We start from the raw sequence: 18,270 nt of genomic DNA, 5'->3' as shown, positions 1-18,270 counted from the left end.
ATTATGCTTGCAAGCTCTAGTTTATTACTTTGGACTGTTATTATTTTATTAGTTGTTTATTTTGGTGTAGTTACATGGATTGGAAAAAGAGGTAGTGCTCATAGTAAATCAATGAATGGATTTGCAACAGCCAGAGGAAAGGTGAATCCTTGGCTTGTAGGGGCTAGTTTTGCCGCATCCTATTCTAGTGCAAATTTATTCATTGGTGTACCAGGCTTAGCTTATCAATATGGTACATCTGTGCTTTGGTATACACTTGGATGCTTCGGTGTTTCATGGGTGGCCCTATTGTTATTCACGAAGACCTTTTGGCGCTATGGCAAGAAATTCGGTCGAGTATCCACACTGCCTGAATGGCTCGGGAAACGATATAACTCGAGAGCACTACAAGTGCTTGTTACGATTTTAATCCTGTTTAATGTCTATTATATTGTAGGACAAAATGTCGGACTTGCTACCATCTTTGAAACAGTGATCGGCATCCCCTACTTCTGGGGAATTATTATAGGGGTAACGATTACGATTCTTTATATCGGTCTTGGTGGGGCTTATGCTCAAATGATTACAGATGGTATTCAAGGGATTTTAATGGCGATTACTTCCATTCTAATCGTTATCTCCCTGTTTTGGACTATAGGGGGAGGCCTTGGTGTATTTGGCAAATTAACGGATGGGCTGAATGCCATCGATCCGAATTTAACTGGTGCTGTTGGTGCAGATGGTCCTTACAATAGTGTGCTGGCCATCATGGCTGTTCAATTTTTACTATTTAGTTTTATTTTAATGCCACACTTATTAAACAAGGTGCTATCGATCGAGACAGAGGAGGAATTAGCTCCATTTACCCTATCTGCTGGTTTAGTGTTATGTGTTATTTCCACACTTATGGTCATTGGCGGGCTTGCAGCAAGAGTATTATTTCCCAACTTGGAAAGTGTCGATGCAGCCATCCCAGTCTATGTACTAGAATCATTCCCTAGTATTATTGCAGCAATTATGATCGTTGGGATTATATCGGCTATACTTTCTAGTACGGATAGTCTTTATTTAGGGGTGACGACTAGTATTGGGAATGACTTTTACCGTGTGCTAGCACCAATTCTTTCATCGAAAAAAATAGCTGAAAAGGAATTAGAAAGAAAATCACTAAATGTCGCGAAGGGATCCCTTATCTTTGTTGGGCTACTCTCCTTATATTTTTCCTTGGAGCGCCCAGATTCTCTATCCTTTCTAATACAGTTTAGTTTCTCAGCGATTATCTCTGGTATCATTGCACCAATCACCTTGGGCTACTTTTGGAAAAAGGCGAATAACTATGGAGCGATTGCTGCTCTCATTACTGGGGCCAGCTTATATGTTATCTTCACATCCTATGAAATCATTGGCAACATCTATCTAGCGATGTTCTTCAGTTCTGTAGCAGCCTTTGCTGTAATGGGAATCATTAGTGGATTAACGGCAAACGAAAGCCATGAGGATCTCGTCTTAAAAAAGACAATTTAATATATGCCCTAAGCGAAAAGAGTCGATTTATTCTTCGACTCTTTTTTTGCGTCTCAGACTCTATTTAATTTACTTCCACAGCTATCTCGAACGACAAGCTTTGTTGGAACGACTACTTTTAATGGGAGATTTCTTCCATTAATTTTATCCAATAAAAGCTTTACGCCTGTTCTCCCCATCTCTTCTGTATAGACTTTAATGGTAGTTAACGGCGTACTTGTAAATTGGGCCATTTCAATATCGTCAAAGCTTACAATCGCAATGTCCTCAGGCACTCGCAAATTCGCCTCTTGAATGGCTCTTAACGCACCGATTGCCATAGGATCACTTGCAATGAAAAAGGCCTCTGGTAAGTCTCCTCTATTGATCGCCTTTTTCATTAATTGATATCCATTCGAAATCGTAAATTCTCCTATAAAAACATGATTGGGATTATAGGTTCCATACTGTTCCATCATCTTTCTGAAGGTTTTCTCTCGAGGGTCTTCTACATTGGTATAACCAGTATAAGTGTGCTCTAATTGCTTTCCTCCGATAAAACCGAGTTGTTGATAGCCATTCTGAAATAAATGATGAATGATGTTACTTGTCGCTACTTCAAAATCAATGACAACAGAATCAAACGTCTCTTCATCTGGTGCATAGTCAATATAGACAATATTTTTTATTTTCTCTTTTGCGTTTTGAATAGCTTCTGGTCTGAACCTTCCTACGATAATTAAACCATCGAAATCGTCTGTTAACTGACTTGCTTGAAATGATTTAATCCGGAACAGCTCGGTAACATGGATTCCGTGCTGTAAGCATTCCTTTTCAATACCTTGTCGGATTGGAAGAAAATAAGGATCGTTCAATTCCTCCTCTAGTGATTGGCATAAAATAATTCCTATTTTTATTTGATTCGTTTTATCTGCTGATTGCTGCTCGAATCTTCGCTCTCTCACCGTTTTATAGCCAAGCTCCTTGGCTGTTTCGAGAATACGCTTTCTTGTATCAGGTGCAACCGATAATGTTTGATCATTATTTAACACTCTAGAAACGGTTGTTGCTGATACGTTGGAGCGTAATGCAATATCTTTTATCGTAGCCATATAAACAACCTCACTAATATATGTTTTTCTCTTCCTATTAGTATAACACTAATCTTTGATAACTTACTTACCTATTAGAAGTTAACGAGAGGAATAGATGACTTTTGGATCAGTTGATAGATTTGTAACAATATAGTGAGACTTCCATCAGTATAGATTTCTCCTCCTACCACCGATGGCTCGCATCTGTCAGCCTTTGTATAACTTATCAATCTTATATGACTAATGATAGAAAATCCCCACTATCCTTTACTAGCATAGTGGGGCTAACCTAGAGCATATAGTATCTAACCTTTTATACCTGTAAGTGTTACACCTTCGATAATATGTCGTTGTGCAAAGAGGTAAACGATAATAACTGGCACTACCGATATCGTTGCTCCTGCCATCATATAGGACCAATTTGTAACATATAAACCTTTGAAATTGTTAAGCAATAATGGAACGGTGAAATTTTCCGGTGTGGACAAATAGATTAATGCGTCAATGAAATTGTTATATGTCCCCATAAAGATAAAGATACCGACTGCAGCTAATGCAGGACGTATCAGCGGCAAGATCACACTCCAATAGATGCGAAATGGATTGGCACCATCCATCACTGCTGCTTCCTCTAACTCCTTCGGTATCCCTCTGATAAACTGGCGTAATAAAAAGACCGCAAAAGCATTGAATAATGCTCCAGGCACAATGAGCGTTAAATGAGTATCTAGCCAATTAATCTTATCCATAATTAAATATAAAGGAATCATCGTTACCTGTTTTGGAATCATCATAGTTGCTAGGAACAGGATGAACAATAAGCCAGAACCGCGAAAACGGAGCTTCGCAAATGCATAGGCAGCCATAGACCCTGTAAAAAGCTGGGCGACCACGACAACTACCGTAATGTAAAAGCTGTTCCAATAAGCTCTTCCAAATGGCATGGCCGTAAAAGAATCAACATAGTTTGACCAAACGATTGGGTCTGGTATCCAAACAGGTGGTACGGCGAATATTTGAGACATGTCCTTCAATGAACTACTAATCGTCCATAAAAAAGGAAAAACCATAATTATCGCGCCAATTGTTAAGGCAATGTGTAACAGAATTCTAGATGGTGCGATTTTTTTCTTTGTCTTCGCCACTGGTATCACTTGATTGATGGATTGTGTATTAGTCTTCATAATGGACCCACCTTTTTTGAAGCTTGAATTGAACAAGAGTAAAGATAAGGATTACTACGAACAGTATCATCGCTGCTGCAGAGCTTTCGCCAAAACGAAAATCTACAAAAGCATTATCATAAATGTGAAATACCATCGTATAACTCGCTTTACCTGGACCTCCATTTGTCATAACAAAGGCTTGATCAAACACTTGGAAAGAACCGATAATTGCCATGATCGTGACAAAAAAAGTAGTCGGTGACAGCATTGGGAGGGTAATCTTAAGAAATTGCTGAAATTTAGAGGCTCCATCGATCTCCGCAGCCTCATAATAAGATTTGGAAATCCCTTGAAGTCCTGCTAGAAAAATCACCATATTATAGCCAAGCTGCCACCAAATACTTAAAATGGCAATGGAAATCATGACAAGATTCGTATTAGTTAACCAGTCAGGGCCATTAATACCGATCATGGCTAAAACTTGATTAAGAATCCCCAGGTCTCCATTTAAAATCCACATCCAAATAACCCCAATCGAAACAGAGCTTGTCACAACTGGCATGAAATAAAACAAGCGATAGATCTCTTTTCCTTTAATTTTGTTCAGAGCAATCGCAAGTAGCATAGACAATAGAATTCCAAATGGTACAGTAAGAACGGTATATAATATCGTGTTATAGGTTGCCGTCCAAAAATCTGCATTCGTAAATTGATAGATAAAGTTATCAAGTCCTACAAATGACCTCTCCCCAAAACCATCCCATTTCATAAAACTTAAAACCAATGCAGAAACGAGTGGAATAACTGCAAAGAAAATTAAACCTATCAACTGTGGTGTTAAAAAAGCCAGCCCCCATAAGGCATTATTTTTTCGCATGTTGCTCACCTCTTTTAAATTATATGGAAGGAGGAGCAGGACACCCTACTCCATCACTGATTCTTATAATCCTCAATCATAGACTTAGCTTTTTCAGAAACCTTTGTAATCGTATCCTCTGGAGTTTGTTCACCTAAAAACATTAAATCAAAGATATCGATCACTTCTTGGTCTAGTCCTGGAATAACGGATTGATTTGCTTCCACTTTTCCAATATCGCGAGCATCGATCAAATAACTTGAATGTTCTGGAACTTCAGCATTTTCGATAATATCATCCACACTAGCAATAGATGGTACGGCATTTCCGTTTCCTTCAAGCCTTGCTCTCTGGCCTTTTTCAGAGGTATAGAAAGAGAGAAATTTCTTCGCTTCTTCTAAATTATCTGAATCCGTCGTCGTAGATAAATAGGCTGTTGCTATGACAGCAGGCTCCATTTTTTCTCCTGTATTCGTTGGCCATGGAATATAATCAAATTCGAGGTTTTTATTCTCACTAAACATCGGTGTATACCAGCGTCCTGCTGCTGCAAAGGCTGTCTGATTGGACATAAACATGGCATCAGGTCCCTGTCCTTCAGGTAAGGATCCCGCATACTTAAAGTTGCCATTTGAAACATTTTCATTTAAATAAGCAATAGCTTCTTGTGCCTTCTCATTTTCTTGTAGGATGATATTTCCTTCTTCGTCATACATTTTTCCACCATTTGTCCAAACCCAGCTAAACAAGTGGGAGGAAGTATTTTCTGCGACAAAGCCATATTTTCCAGATTCGGTCACTTGCTTATTTATCTCAGCAAATTTTTCCCAGTTCCATTCCCCTGCTTCATACAATTTCTGTGGCTCATTGGGATCTAAGCCCGCCTCTTCTAATACCGTTTTGTTGTAATACAGAAGCATTGGATTGGAATCCACTGGTGTACCGTAGATCTCTTCCTCTTTCTTAGCGGCACCCCATAAACCTTCTGCAAATTCCTCTGGTTTTACAAAGCTTTCATCCGAATTCAAAAACTCAGATAATTCTGCTACACGGCCTGTTTCAATTAGCTGGGACATGTATTCAGCACCAACATAGAACAGATCTGGTGATTGACTACCTTGAAGCTGTGTTAATAATTTTTGTTTATACGTATCACCAGGTCCTGGTATTAATTTAATAGATACATCTGGATTATCTTCTTGATACGCATCAATCGCTTTTTGATATACTTTGATTTCCGCTGGGTTCCCCCATGCCGTCATCGTTAGCTTTACCTTTCCATCACTAGAACCTCCTGAGGATGAGCCACCTGAATCAGAGCTACAAGCTGACAACAATAATACAATCAATACCATAGCTAATAATCCTTTTCCTAACCAACTTGATTTCCCTCTCATTTCCATTCCTCCTCAACACGTAAATATTTAGTGTTATTTTAGTAAATAATTCTTACTAATTACGAATATCATAACAGGAAAATAAAACGCTTTCAATATTTTTTTGGTATTTATTTGTGCAAACATACCATATTCTTTGCACAAATTTATGCATAAAGCACATGTAAGTAAGGTTAAGGCAAGTTTGTAAAAGTGTTTATTTAGTAATTTTTTGATGCTTTTTTGTTTAAAATAAAAAAATCTACTAGCTTTTTTTCTGCTAGTAGATTTCTTTCGTCATTCTCTCCATAGCTGTTCTAATAGAATGACAAGCCCAGTACCGATTAATAGACCATTACTAAAAAGGTTCTGTACATAGGATGGAAGCCCTGCAAACACCTCGGTTGGTAAAAACATTGTCCCCATTCCAAACAAATAAGCAATACCAAGGATTGTTATTTTTCTTTTATCTAGCTTTTCTAGTGTTACGTTATTTATCGCAAGACCGACTAGTTGGACAAATGATGCCATTAGTGCCGCATTCGCTATTGGTGATGGAATACTGGATATCACGGTGACGATTGGCGGAAAAAACGCAATGATAATCAATAGAATCGAAGCATAGAGAAAAGGTCTTTTATTTTTTTGCCCTGTTAAACTAATAAATCCAGCAGATGTCGCAAGTGGAACATTAGCAATGGCAGAAAAGATTCCTGCTATACCATGGTTCATTCCAGATAAGGTGGTACCTCGATTTACTTCGTCCTTGTAATGTTGCTTCTTCATGCCTAATATTTGATTGACAGCCACAATCGATGCCACCACATTCGAAATTAAAATAATGGCAGTAACAAAAGCTATCGGTATGACACTGTAATCAAAAATAGGCATACCAAAAGCAAACCATTCAGGCATTGCGAATAGCTTCATCTCCCCAATAGAGGATTCCGCTCCAATCATCAAGGCATATAAGATCCAACCTATTACAATACCAATTAGCACTGCATAGCTACTTAACCAGCCTTTGGCAAAAATCGATAAGCCAAGCACAACAAAAAAAGTAATAAATGCTAGCATTGCTGCATTTAGCTGTATCTTTTCCGAATTACCTTGCAATCCTAGCATCCCCTCAAGGAAAGTCCCACTTAATTGAACCGTTAGTAAAAAGAAAAACGTTCCTGTAACGAGAGGGGTAAATATCGGAAGAATCCATTGTGATATTTTCAAAATACCAAATAAAAATAAGAAAATTCCTGTCATAATCATAGTCGTTTCTAAAATTTGCAAGGATTCCGTTAAAGAAATTCCTTGTTGCACCCCAGTTACTGCCATCACAGAAAAAATACTTATCCATATCCCTGCTGGTCCTTCCATAATAGGGAGCTTATGCCCCAACCATCCTTGTAAAAAAGAGGCGACTCCAACAGTGAAAAAAGTTCTTTGCATCAAGCCAGAAACCTCTACAAAATCTAATTGATAAATAGCACCAATAACGATTGGCAATGCTACCGAGCTTGCAAGTAGGAAAACAAACCATTGGATCGTTTCTAATGTAGAACTGGCAAATGATTGGTTATTCATTTTATTGCTCCTAACTTCCCTTAATTAACCAATTTATTATAACACGAGGGGAAAAATTTTTGGGTGGAGGAGATTGGAGAGATGATGGTATTATTGTAATTGTAAGCTCTCTTGTATTTCAAGGCTAGAGAATGCGTTTTTCTAACCTCCCTTGTCTATTCACTTTGTGATAGTGCTTTGGATTCTGTCTTATGACATTAGAAAAACTTGCATTCGCTCGTCCTTGGTCAGAATGCCTAATTTTGCTTATACTTGGTACTAAAATTTCAGCTTTCCTAACACATAAAAAGAACCAGCTTACGAGAAGCTGGCTCCATATCATTATGATTTTTTACTTTTTCGATTTAAGATTAGGATGATACTTCCTAGCAACAGGAAGAGAAGACTAGTGATAATCCAATTAAATGTATTGGTTGCCGTCGATGGTAGCTCATTGTTTGAATGATCCGTTCCCCCTGTGGAAGCTTGTTCCGCTTCTGCTAGGACTCCATAAGTTGAGAAATGCTCGACGGTTACGGTAATGGTTCCATCTGTTACTTCTCCTCCAATATGTTCCCATTGCTCTAATTCTTCATTGTAGTAATAAATAGCTACCTCTTCTTTTGAAAATTTACTAGTTTCGTACTCAAGTGTTAAGGAATAATCTCCACGATAATCCTCGTAGCCTTCTGGGAATTCAAAATCAAACTGATAAATATCCCCTGCTATTTTAAATCCATCCGTATGGATTGGTGATGCTTCTTTTATCAATAGCTTTGTTCCGTTAGGTAAATCAACTGGTAATCCTATTTTGACTTTGGAACCTTCTATTACGATTGTTTGGCCAGGTGCTACACTCACTTTTTCACCAAGCTTTACTATTTTTTCATCAAGTTCACTATTATCACCAGACCCAGCTCCATCTTGATTAGACTGATCATTGCCTTGATCCTGATCTGATCCTTCATCACCATTGTGTTCCTCGTCTTTATCTTGATCGGACCCATCATCACCATTATCTTCCTCTTGATCTTGATCCGATCCATTATCATCCCCATTGTCTTCTTCGTCCTGCCCTTGCTCTCCATCATCTTGCCCATCATCAGGCTGCTCACCACCGTCATCAGGATTTTCTTCCCCTGAATCATTATTTAAAGCTTGTGCATCCCATCCCTTCAGTATATTAGGGACCGTCCATTTAGCAGCTTCTTCATCTGTCAATTGTCTACGGTTTTCATTAATCACAGCACCTGGTCCATAATTCTCATACTCATATAATCTAGCATCCTCTGGTTCCAGACCGCTCATCGAGGTCCAGCCCTCTTCCTTAATATGAGCACCAAGCTCACTATGCTTGATCAAGACACTACCTCTTGCTTGTGGATTCCCACCTGCTGGCCACGGACGCCCTAAATAGACGGTGCCATCCGCCGCATCACTCGTAAATTTACTATCTAGTATCAGCATGCCATATTTCTCAGAAAGTAGTGTGCTCGCAGCAGTGACATAGCCATTATTTGAATCAGAGCCTCGATCATAAGAGTGAATAATCGAATCCTCAATTACAATACTTGCGGCACCGAAGATGAAATCAACATCCCCTTCAATATAAACCTGATAATAATATTGAGTACCAGAATGGGTGTATAAGGTGTCTTGGTTTCCAATAAATCGAACATTTCGATAATATTGACGATCACCACTAGCATAAACCGCGACTGCTTGATTTCCTTCTACATTAATACTCTCATCAAAGGAATTTTCTAATGTTAGGTTTTGAACCGTTAAATCATCTGCTTTTAAATAAACACTTGCACTGCCACTTGTACCTAATGTTCCACCAACTCCATTATCTCTACCTGCATAATTGTCGTACGTAATGATCGTATCTGTTTCACTTTCCCCTAACAGGGTAATAAATGGCTTGTTGTTAGGAATCGTGACAACCTCTTTATAGATTCCATTCTTGATAAAAATGGTAACTGGGTCTGTATTGTTTTCTGGAACGGCATCGATTGCTGCTTGGACGGTTTCATAATCTCCACTACCATCCTTGGCCACTGTTATATGGCTTTCTATCTCATTCATTTGCTTCATTTGTCCTTCCAATTGATGAATATTATTTGCTTCTAACGTTCTTCCATTTATATCTGTTGAATTGGTATTTGCCACTTGAACGTAAACCTTGTTTGTGTAATTCCCCGTCTTTCTAGCGATTTCTAGAAGCTGTGCTCCCCAATGGCCACCCCAAGCATAGCCATTTCTTCTCTCTTCTTCGATCTCCATAATGTCATGCTTAATGACACCATCACGACCAGAGAAGATTGGCTTATTTGTACCAATTTCATAGAATCGATACCAAGCAGTAGAATTAGGGTCTTCTACAAAATACTCATTGTTTGGATCGCCACTAACATAACGAGTATTTTCAAGCTTCACTTCATCAAGCCATTCTAGAGCAGCTAATATAGCACGATTGATTTCTTCTGTTGGAGGACGTGACATCAAATAGCGAATGATTCCAACAGATTCTGATCCAGAAATGGAAGGATGCTCATAGGAACGGGCTCCTCTAGGTTCATAAGTGAATGGGTCATGCTGTGCACACCATGCTGTTAACTGACCATCTACTTCAATTTGTGCATTTAGAATATAGTCTATTGCGATATCAATCGATTCCTTTGTTTTCCTCACATATTCTTCACTAATCAGATCAGAATTAAATGGATATTTTTGTTCAACAATTAAATCCATCATTTCTAGCACATTTATCATTGCCTCATCATTAAATGTCACATAGTCTGAGTAGTTACCTCGTTCTGGATAAACCTGTGCAAATCCACCCGTATCATATTGTAATTTAAAAAGAAATTCTAGTCCTTTTTCGATACTTTCTTTATATTTCACATCTTTTGTCTCCTGGTAGACTTGTGCTAAATACATGATTTCAGAAATAGTAGCATCATTATCGATCGTACCAAGCTCAACACCATCTTCTACCCACTCGGAACGCGACTCTTCCCCATCCCATGGACGTGTATAGATGTGGGACCAGTTTTTCGTCCAACCACCATGCTCCATTTGCCATGTAAGTAAGTTATTTGCTTCCTCAATGGCAGTATCTAAGTCACCAGAAAATTTCGTTTCTTCGATCTCTTGCTCATATTCAGCATATTCATTCCAATCGTCTAGGCTGTGAAGAATAACTACCGTCTGCCCAAATTTATTCGTCGTATGTGCCGCTTTATCGATACGTAAATTTTCAAAGCCTGGTGAGAGTAAATCCCATTTTCTTGTTGGGACTACTACTTCTAAATCATTGTAGTCAAACTCTTCAAAATGGCCATTTAACGTCACAGCCATCACATTGGAGGATACAGCATGAACTCCTACTAATTCTATCTCTCGACCCTCTTGATCGGATAACCATTCTCTTGCTTCTCCCCAAGTTAGGGACCCATTGTTCGTTGAGATAGTATCTCCTGTAATGTTTTCGATCATTTGGGCAGCCTCTTTTTTCGTTATCGTTTGATCTGGTGAAATGCTATCATTTTTCACTAGATGATCGGCATAGCCTTGTTCTTTCGCAGCTTCTAATACATAGGCATACCATTCCTCTCTTGAGACTTCCCAAATATTTTCTTTATTTTGTAAGTTCTTGAATTTCTCTTCATAAACAAATCCAAAGCTATCATTGACTAATGCCATAAATTCGAGTCTTGTGATTTCTTCCTCATTTGCTGCTGGCTCTTCATCAATCATACCAAGCTGTTTCATTTTCTTTACTAATAAGCCACCTGCTACTTCTTCCAAATTGGAGTCTTCTACTTCTACTGGGGCCTCTCCACCACCATCTGCTAAATTATGAACACGTAGATGGTCAATGTTCGCACCACCACTAGAACCAACTCCTGTTGCTCGGATCACATTTTCACCAGCTTTTAGCTCCGCTTTCGTTGTAGTATACGTCCATTCTGCCCAACCACCTGTTGGATCGAAGGCTAGCTCTTCTTCTATTATCTGATCATTTACCTTTATCTCTGCAGGACGCGAATCGGTTCCTCCATGACCATAGCGAAAATCTAAATAATACTCTCCATCAGCTGGAACATTCACTGTCCATTCTACCCAGCTTCCCGGTTGATTTGGACTAAAATCAATAAAGCCCGTTCCCGTAAAACCTGTATGCTTATTATCTACAATAACCCCATCAGATTCGAAAACCGCATCCTCTGCTTCATAAGTATCATCAACCTCCATGAAAACACGCAAATGGTCAATATTCGCTCCACCACTTGGCGCAATTCCTGTTGCTCGAATCGTATTTACGCCTGCTTTTAAGTTAGCTTTTGTGGAAGTATGTTTCCATGCTGCAAAATCACCTGTAGGATCGAATGCTAATTCTGGATTGACCACCTCTCCATTTACCTTAATCTCCGCAGGGCGTTTATCTGTACCACCATGTGCATAACGGAAATCTAACGTGTATTCCCCATCAACTGGAACTTCAACCGTCCACTCAATCCAGCCTCCTGGCGCATTTGGATTGTAATCAACAAAACCTGTACCCGTAAATCCGACATGCTTATTATCGATAATTGCATGATGGATCTCCGCATCCTCTGCTTCATAAATGCCACCTGCTGATTCTGATGGTTCCTCTTGATCCGAATCTGGATCTTGTTCAGGATCAGTCGGTTCCTCCGGAGGCTCAGGGTCTGTCGGTTCTTCCGGCAAGAATCCCGCCACTCTTATATCATCCACATAGTGGCCCTGTGCACTACTATTCGGTGTAAAGGTCTCGATAAAATTCACTTTCGTTGTCGATTCATTGAGGGCAGCTTCTTCTAATTTCAACTCCCCATCAATAAAGACATTTGCTTTTTGATTATCTAAATCTATTTTCACTTTAATGTTATACCACTGATTTTCCACTACCTCTACTAAAGGCTCATAATGATCACCAGTTCGATAAGTGATACTGTTATTCTTTGTTTCGATGATTACAGGAGTTGCATCCCCTTTAACTCTGACAATTTTCGTAGAGCTCGTATAGCTTGGTTGCATGAATTTCAAATCAACTGTCACGGTTCCTACAAGATCATCGAACGATTTACTTAAAATCACATTCGTTTCTTCACTTGTGTCCTCTAAATAGACACTTTTATTCTCAGCAGAAGGTAAATCAACCACCGAGACGGTTCCACCAGCTTCTGAAACAGTTACATCTGTCGGCTCTTCACCTACGACATCTTCATTAAAATTCTTTTCAAAAACTATTTCTCCTTCTGGGTCGACCTCTTCCTCTACCTCTGTTTGTTGAGAAATCAATAGATTATCAATATTATGACCAAACGCTCCACTTCCTGGTGTAAAGGATTCGATAAAATCAATGGTTGTTGCAGGACGATAAAAATTGGCATTTTCTAGCTTCAATTCGTCATTGATATATGTGCTAGTAGTTTGAGCTTGTAGATTGACTACTAATTTTACGTCATACCACTGACCTTCTTTTACTTCTATCAGATTTTTATAGGTATCATCACTGTTACGATAGGCGATATGACCATCCTTTGTTTCAATGATGGCAGAGATTCCATCCCCTTTGACACGTAACACCTTTGCAGAGCTTTTATAGCTAGGCTGTTTGAATTTTAATTGTATGGTTACTATTCCTGTTAACGCTTCAAAGGATTTAGAGATTTGTACAGAATCACTCTCACTCGTATCCTCCAATTGAACAAATTTATTTCCTGTTTCGTCTTCCGCAATCGTTACCGATCCACCCGCCTCAGAAATATCTAATTCTGCTGGGGTCTCACCTACCGCTTCGTCATCAAAGTTTTCGTTTAGGATAACAACGTTGTTAAAATTGCTCTCCGCTTTTACTACTTTCGTGGGTAATGCAGGCAATATAGTTGTGACTAATAACACGAATATCATAAAGAGATATCCAATCCGCTTCCAGGTTCTCATCCTTTCTTTCTCCCTTCCTCTATAAATTTAGTATGAATAATTAAACCATTACCTCCTTCCTCTTATAAACCATTAGAGATCTTTTCATCTCTGTACTGCTTTGGGGTCATGTTGACATATTTCTTAAAACACCTAATAAAATTAGATGCAGTAGAAAACCCGACTTGTTGTGCTAAATCATTGATCGAGATTTTCGTATCAATCAGCATTTTTTTCGCTTCATAAATACGCCTTTGTAAAATATATTGATGGATCGTCATGCCGAATTCTTTTTTAAAAAAATGACAGAGATAATACTTATTAAAATGAAGCTTTTCTGCAAGCTCTTCAAGCTGCCAATTTGTGCACCAAATAACATTGATTTCTTTTAATATTCTTTCTTGAAGCTCTACCCTTTCATTTTTCGGTAAAGTATTTTGTGATGGATGTGGCTCAAATGATGTATGTATCTCTCTGCTTAAATATAGAAGTAATTCTGCTAAATAAAGCTCTAGAGCACTTTTTTGTCCCCAGGAATGTATATCATTATATTCCCGTAGAAGCTTATCCATAATATGTCGAAATGGACCTTTGCGCCACATAAATAAGTGGAGTAAACAGTGTGGAACAGGTAAATCATCTAACAATTGTCTGAACTTGCTGAGAATAGGCTGATTGGAGAGAAGAAAATCATCAGTGAACATGATCACGACTCTTTCATATACTTGATCCTCTAACAATCGCACTTTATGAAATTCTGTACTATTAAAAAAAAGTACCTGATCTTTTTTGACATGATAGACCTTTTCTTCAAAAATAAACTTCGCTTCTCCATGCTTGACCCAGACAATCTCATAGCCTAGATGTGAGTGAAAATCCTTCGCTGTCTTCTTACCTGTTTTGTCCTCAATTTTAAAAGAAGGTATCGCCACTTGTTTTCTATTCATCTAAATATCCCCACTTCCTTTCTCATCCTTGTTTTTAAAAGAAAACGGTTACATTCTGTATTATAACACAGTGATTTTCATCGTTATATCTAAATATTGTTGAAAAAATATTCCTATATTGCTCTCGAATGCTAGAGATTTTCCAATAGGTTAAGCAAGATTTCATTAAAATAAAAAAACACCATTTTCAGTAATAAAATGGTGTCTCTTTATCAATTTGTGATAATTTTTTGTTTCCTTTGGTGAAAAATAGTAAAACACCCATCGAGGAATACAGAAAACAATAGGATAATAAGTAATACCAATTCTACATTCATTTTTACAAATAACTCATTGACAAGAAACAAAATAACTAGCAAAACAAACGTCAGGTTATGTACAACAAAACTCACTTTATACATATTCGGTTTATTTCGACTGCTGACATATGCCAACCACACATAGGCTACCAACACAAAACAATACGCAAGCATCCATTCCTCTAAAAAAAGATAGACTATGGAAAGGGACCAAAACAAGAAGGGAAGTAGAATTTTTATTTGGAAGCTCCTCCTTTCTATGGCGGGATAGTGATGTGTACTACCCTTTAACCATTATTTCTCCACATCTAGCAGTTGCCATATTTCAAGTCTTTTGGATTCGTTTCTATCATATTGTACATATTTCTGCCGTTCATAGTACCATTGATGAAATTGCTTGATAAAAGCTTGTGGCAGATCATCGATTGTCTCTACATGAACCGGAGTGGAACGATTGGTGGTGCTGATGGATCCCATTCCCCATTTTCGCTGTAGCCAGTTACGGGAGACAGTGAGCTCAATAATTTTGCTTCTCTTTGAAATAAACAACCTTGTCGAAAATCCACCATTCCTAAATTGAAATTGGTCTTTATCCACACCAAAGCTTGTATGGTAATAATCTAACACACTACTAGCATTTAGCCAGATAAATACGAGGATGGCGATAATCCACCAAGCTTCTTCGACGCCATAAAGACTTGGCTTTAAAAAATACAATCCGATAAAAGTCCCTATCCATAGCCAGCTTGGTCTAATAATCCTCATCCACAACGACATTTTAGGAAGCTTTTGCATCTCCCTTGTACTTAAGGTATAAGAAGGGAGAATTTGCGAAACAAGTTGCATAGCCTTGTCAATCGGTAGAAACGGGTACAAGGAATTGACATCTACCTCCACCCCGTCATTGCTCGTTTTGGCAGTGCTAATTAATTTTACTTCCGCTAGACCAAAGACCCGTTTCAGCATTGTTTGCTTTACCTCCAATGCTTGTACCTTTTTCTTCTCAATCGAAAAATAGGTTTCCTCTAGAACTCCCCTTTGGATAAAAATATGGGTATCATTTGAGGATATTTCAAATTTCCCGTAACGAATCATTGTTCGAAGCATTCCAACAACTACGGAAATCATAACGGCTAGAATAAGAACTGTAAGCAGGAACCATTGATTGTTTAATATCTTCTCTAACATTCCTTGCACTTTTTCGTCATCAGGAAGAAAGGGCTGTAAGTTCTCATAGAGTCCAGATAAGATAGGGATTAGCGCCAAAAAGCTTAGTGAAGTGAAGCTTGCCTTGATAAGATCCTTATTCGATGATTGAAAATGGATGGTACGATTATCTAACTCATTATCTTCATCCACCATTTCTTTTACCACACCCGAGCTTTCTTCCACTACTTTCTCCTCAGCTATCTCTACCTTTTCTTCTCCCACTTCCACTAAATCGATTAGCTGAGCTGCTTGTTCCTTCGTAAGCACCTCAAAAACGATGGAATCATCGTCACCGTCCATTGCGGTCTCAAATGTAAGAGAAGTGAGGCCTAAGAGCGCATGAAAGAAAGATTTTTCCCTTCGCACATTTTGCACCTTCGAGAATGGAATCGTTTGGTTCTTTTTCGTCCAAACACCTGATTCCAAATAAAAACTCTGATTCTTCACTTCATACTTCAGTGTCCACCAGTTAAAAAATATATGAAGAAATTGGTAAAGGACAGATAACGCAAAAATATATCTTCCATATTCAAATAACCAAAAATCAGATCCCCTTTTCCAGACAAAGAGAAGTAATGCTAAAATAATAGAATTTCGGATCAACTGATAGATTTGGTATAAAATCGTCAAGGGATGATATCTCATGTTTGCTCCACTTCCTTGATCTTGGCATATTCAGCAATGTTATCTCTCAACTCATAAGCAACCTGTTCTTCTAATGCCGGAATCGAATAGGAGGAGCCCATTGTTTCCACCGTAATGGAGCGTAATTGATATCGCCTTAGAATAGGACCCTGTGTAGTGGAGACACCTTGTATTTTTGTCATAGGAATCGTCACCCATTGCTCCTTCCATATCCCTTTTTTGATTTGGAAAAATTCCTTATCCACCTTAAAATACCAGCTTTTATAAAGAAGATCTGGCTCTATAACCCCCCAAATCGACCCTAACACTAATACGATCGTTAATGCGATTAGAATCCAACCAATCCAATAGACCCAATCAAAGTAAGCGTCTAGAAAAAATATAACGGCTAGTATGATAATACCTATAAGGTCTGAGATCAATTCAGTCATTCGCCAAACCTTTGGTGCTTTCTCTGATATTTTTCCAGGTAATGAATGGTCAACCATTTACAACATCCTTTACTTCAATTTTTGGTTTGGAGCGTACATTCCAGTATACAAACATTCTCATTACTCTCTCTAAGGGACCTTGCTTAAATCGTTTCATATACCAATGGCTTGCGACGACTTGGATCGTATAAACAGATAATCCGAATAATATCCCAAGCCAGATACCCATTTTCGCAAACAAGCCAAGTCCATATCCATAAAAGACGGTCGTACAGATCATCGTCTGTAAAATATAGTTAGAGAGAGAAAGCTTCCCTACCTTCTCAAAAGCCCTCATTACCCTATGATCATGAAACTTACTATATAAATAAGCAAACAAGAAAATATACCCTATTGCTAGAATACTCCCACCAATAAGGGAGAAGTCAACAAAGCTAGTGAATGCTGGGGAAAGCTTAGCTAAAATACCAATCGGAATCAAGATAATGGCTGTCATGGCATAATTTTTTCTTTTATTCTGAAAATCGACTAGCCAGCCTTTATGAGCAGCGTACATCCCTAACAAAAACAGTGGCAAAATCGTAACAGGTGCTAGCAAAAGCACAACGAATATTTCGATATCACCTAATTCCATTGGATCTTCATGGAAGCGATGATTCATAATTTCCGTATAGCTTCCGTTTTGATAAATAGTGAATGTTTCCTTTAAATATTCTTGAATCGTATCCTCTGAATACAAAATATCATTACCTAGATCCTCAACACCAAAGCTTAGTAGAAAGAGGATCGCAAATGTTATTACCATCCAAATAAAGATGGTCTTAGCTTTTCTTTTTAAAAACAACAATAGCACGATACCCATTAATCCATAAGTGAAAAGAATATCCCCTTCCCACAAGAAAAAAGTATGTAGAAGTCCAAAAACTACTAAGGCTAGAAAGCGTCTAAAAAAATATCGTTTCACCGGCAGTTGTCTTTGCTGCAGCTTTGTCATCATTAGAATAAGTGCATATCCGAATAGAAATGCGAAGATTGGCATAAAGGAAGTTTCCACTAGAATCTTCGTTACATGATAGCCGGCTAAATCCCATTTTGGTAAATCAAAAAAAGCTATTTCATCCTTGCCATAGATTCCATATTGAAAAATGAGTAGATTGGCTAACAAAATTCCAAATAGGCTGAAACCTCTCAAACCATCAATCAACGAAATTCTTTCCGTTTTTATATTCATGGTAGGTTGCTCCTTTGTT

Annotated in this window: 11 protein-coding genes; 1 reads left to right on the top strand and 10 read right to left on the bottom strand. The window is 38.3% G+C overall.

What is annotated here, in order from left to right; all coding sequences use genetic code 11:
- The first annotated feature begins 3 nt into the window (after positions 1–3).
- Positions 4–1,503, top strand: a complete 1,500-nt coding sequence (locus ACZ5R4_RS17640; RefSeq protein WP_109983070.1) for a sodium:solute symporter family protein — start codon at positions 4–6, stop codon at positions 1,501–1,503.
- A gap of 53 nt (positions 1,504–1,556) precedes the next feature.
- Here the strand turns inward: ACZ5R4_RS17640 and ACZ5R4_RS17635 are convergent, their stop codons facing one another.
- From ACZ5R4_RS17635 to ACZ5R4_RS17590, 10 genes are all read right to left on the bottom strand, one after another.
- Positions 1,557–2,594, bottom strand: coding sequence for a LacI family DNA-binding transcriptional regulator (locus ACZ5R4_RS17635; protein ID WP_464367731.1), 1,038 nt, complete (start codon positions 2,592–2,594; stop codon positions 1,557–1,559).
- A gap of 287 nt (positions 2,595–2,881) precedes the next feature.
- A complete protein-coding gene (locus ACZ5R4_RS17630) occupies positions 2,882–3,760 on the bottom strand; it encodes a carbohydrate ABC transporter permease (RefSeq protein ID WP_109983072.1) in 879 nt (292 codons plus the stop codon).
- Positions 3,750–4,619, bottom strand: coding sequence for a carbohydrate ABC transporter permease (locus ACZ5R4_RS17625; RefSeq protein ID WP_109983073.1), 870 nt, complete (start codon positions 4,617–4,619; stop codon positions 3,750–3,752). Before ACZ5R4_RS17625 ends, ACZ5R4_RS17630 begins: the two co-directional genes overlap by 11 nt.
- A 53-nt stretch (positions 4,620–4,672) precedes the next feature.
- On the bottom strand, positions 4,673–5,995 hold the full coding sequence (locus tag ACZ5R4_RS17620) for an ABC transporter substrate-binding protein (protein ID WP_464367730.1): 1,323 nt from the start codon (positions 5,993–5,995) through the stop codon (positions 4,673–4,675).
- A gap of 276 nt (positions 5,996–6,271) precedes the next feature.
- On the bottom strand, positions 6,272–7,555 hold the full coding sequence (locus ACZ5R4_RS17615; RefSeq protein WP_464367729.1) for a purine/pyrimidine permease: 1,284 nt from the start codon (positions 7,553–7,555) through the stop codon (positions 6,272–6,274).
- A gap of 321 nt (positions 7,556–7,876) precedes the next feature.
- Positions 7,877–13,477 (bottom strand): pectate lyase, encoded by a 5,601-nt coding sequence (gene pelA / locus ACZ5R4_RS17610; RefSeq protein WP_464367728.1) that lies wholly within the window; start codon positions 13,475–13,477, stop codon positions 7,877–7,879.
- 95 nt (positions 13,478–13,572) lie between these two features.
- A complete protein-coding gene (locus ACZ5R4_RS17605; protein ID WP_277678092.1) occupies positions 13,573–14,436 on the bottom strand; it encodes an AraC family transcriptional regulator in 864 nt (287 codons plus the stop codon).
- A gap of 593 nt (positions 14,437–15,029) precedes the next feature.
- Entirely contained in the window at positions 15,030–16,589 is a 1,560-nt protein-coding gene (locus ACZ5R4_RS17600) for a PH domain-containing protein (protein WP_464367727.1), read from the bottom strand.
- A complete protein-coding gene (locus ACZ5R4_RS17595) occupies positions 16,586–17,077 on the bottom strand; it encodes a PH domain-containing protein (protein ID WP_464367726.1) in 492 nt (163 codons plus the stop codon). The genes ACZ5R4_RS17600 and ACZ5R4_RS17595 overlap by 4 nt, the downstream gene beginning before the upstream one ends.
- Positions 17,070–18,251 (bottom strand): DUF418 domain-containing protein, encoded by a 1,182-nt coding sequence (locus tag ACZ5R4_RS17590; protein ID WP_464367725.1) that lies wholly within the window; start codon positions 18,249–18,251, stop codon positions 17,070–17,072. Before ACZ5R4_RS17590 ends, ACZ5R4_RS17595 begins: the two co-directional genes overlap by 8 nt.
- Positions 18,252–18,270 lie beyond the last annotated feature (19 nt).

Source organism: Gracilibacillus sp. JCM 18860 (assembly GCF_055395245.1).
Note: the sequence above shows the minus strand (reverse complement) of the source record. Positions and strands in the feature narration are given on the sequence as shown.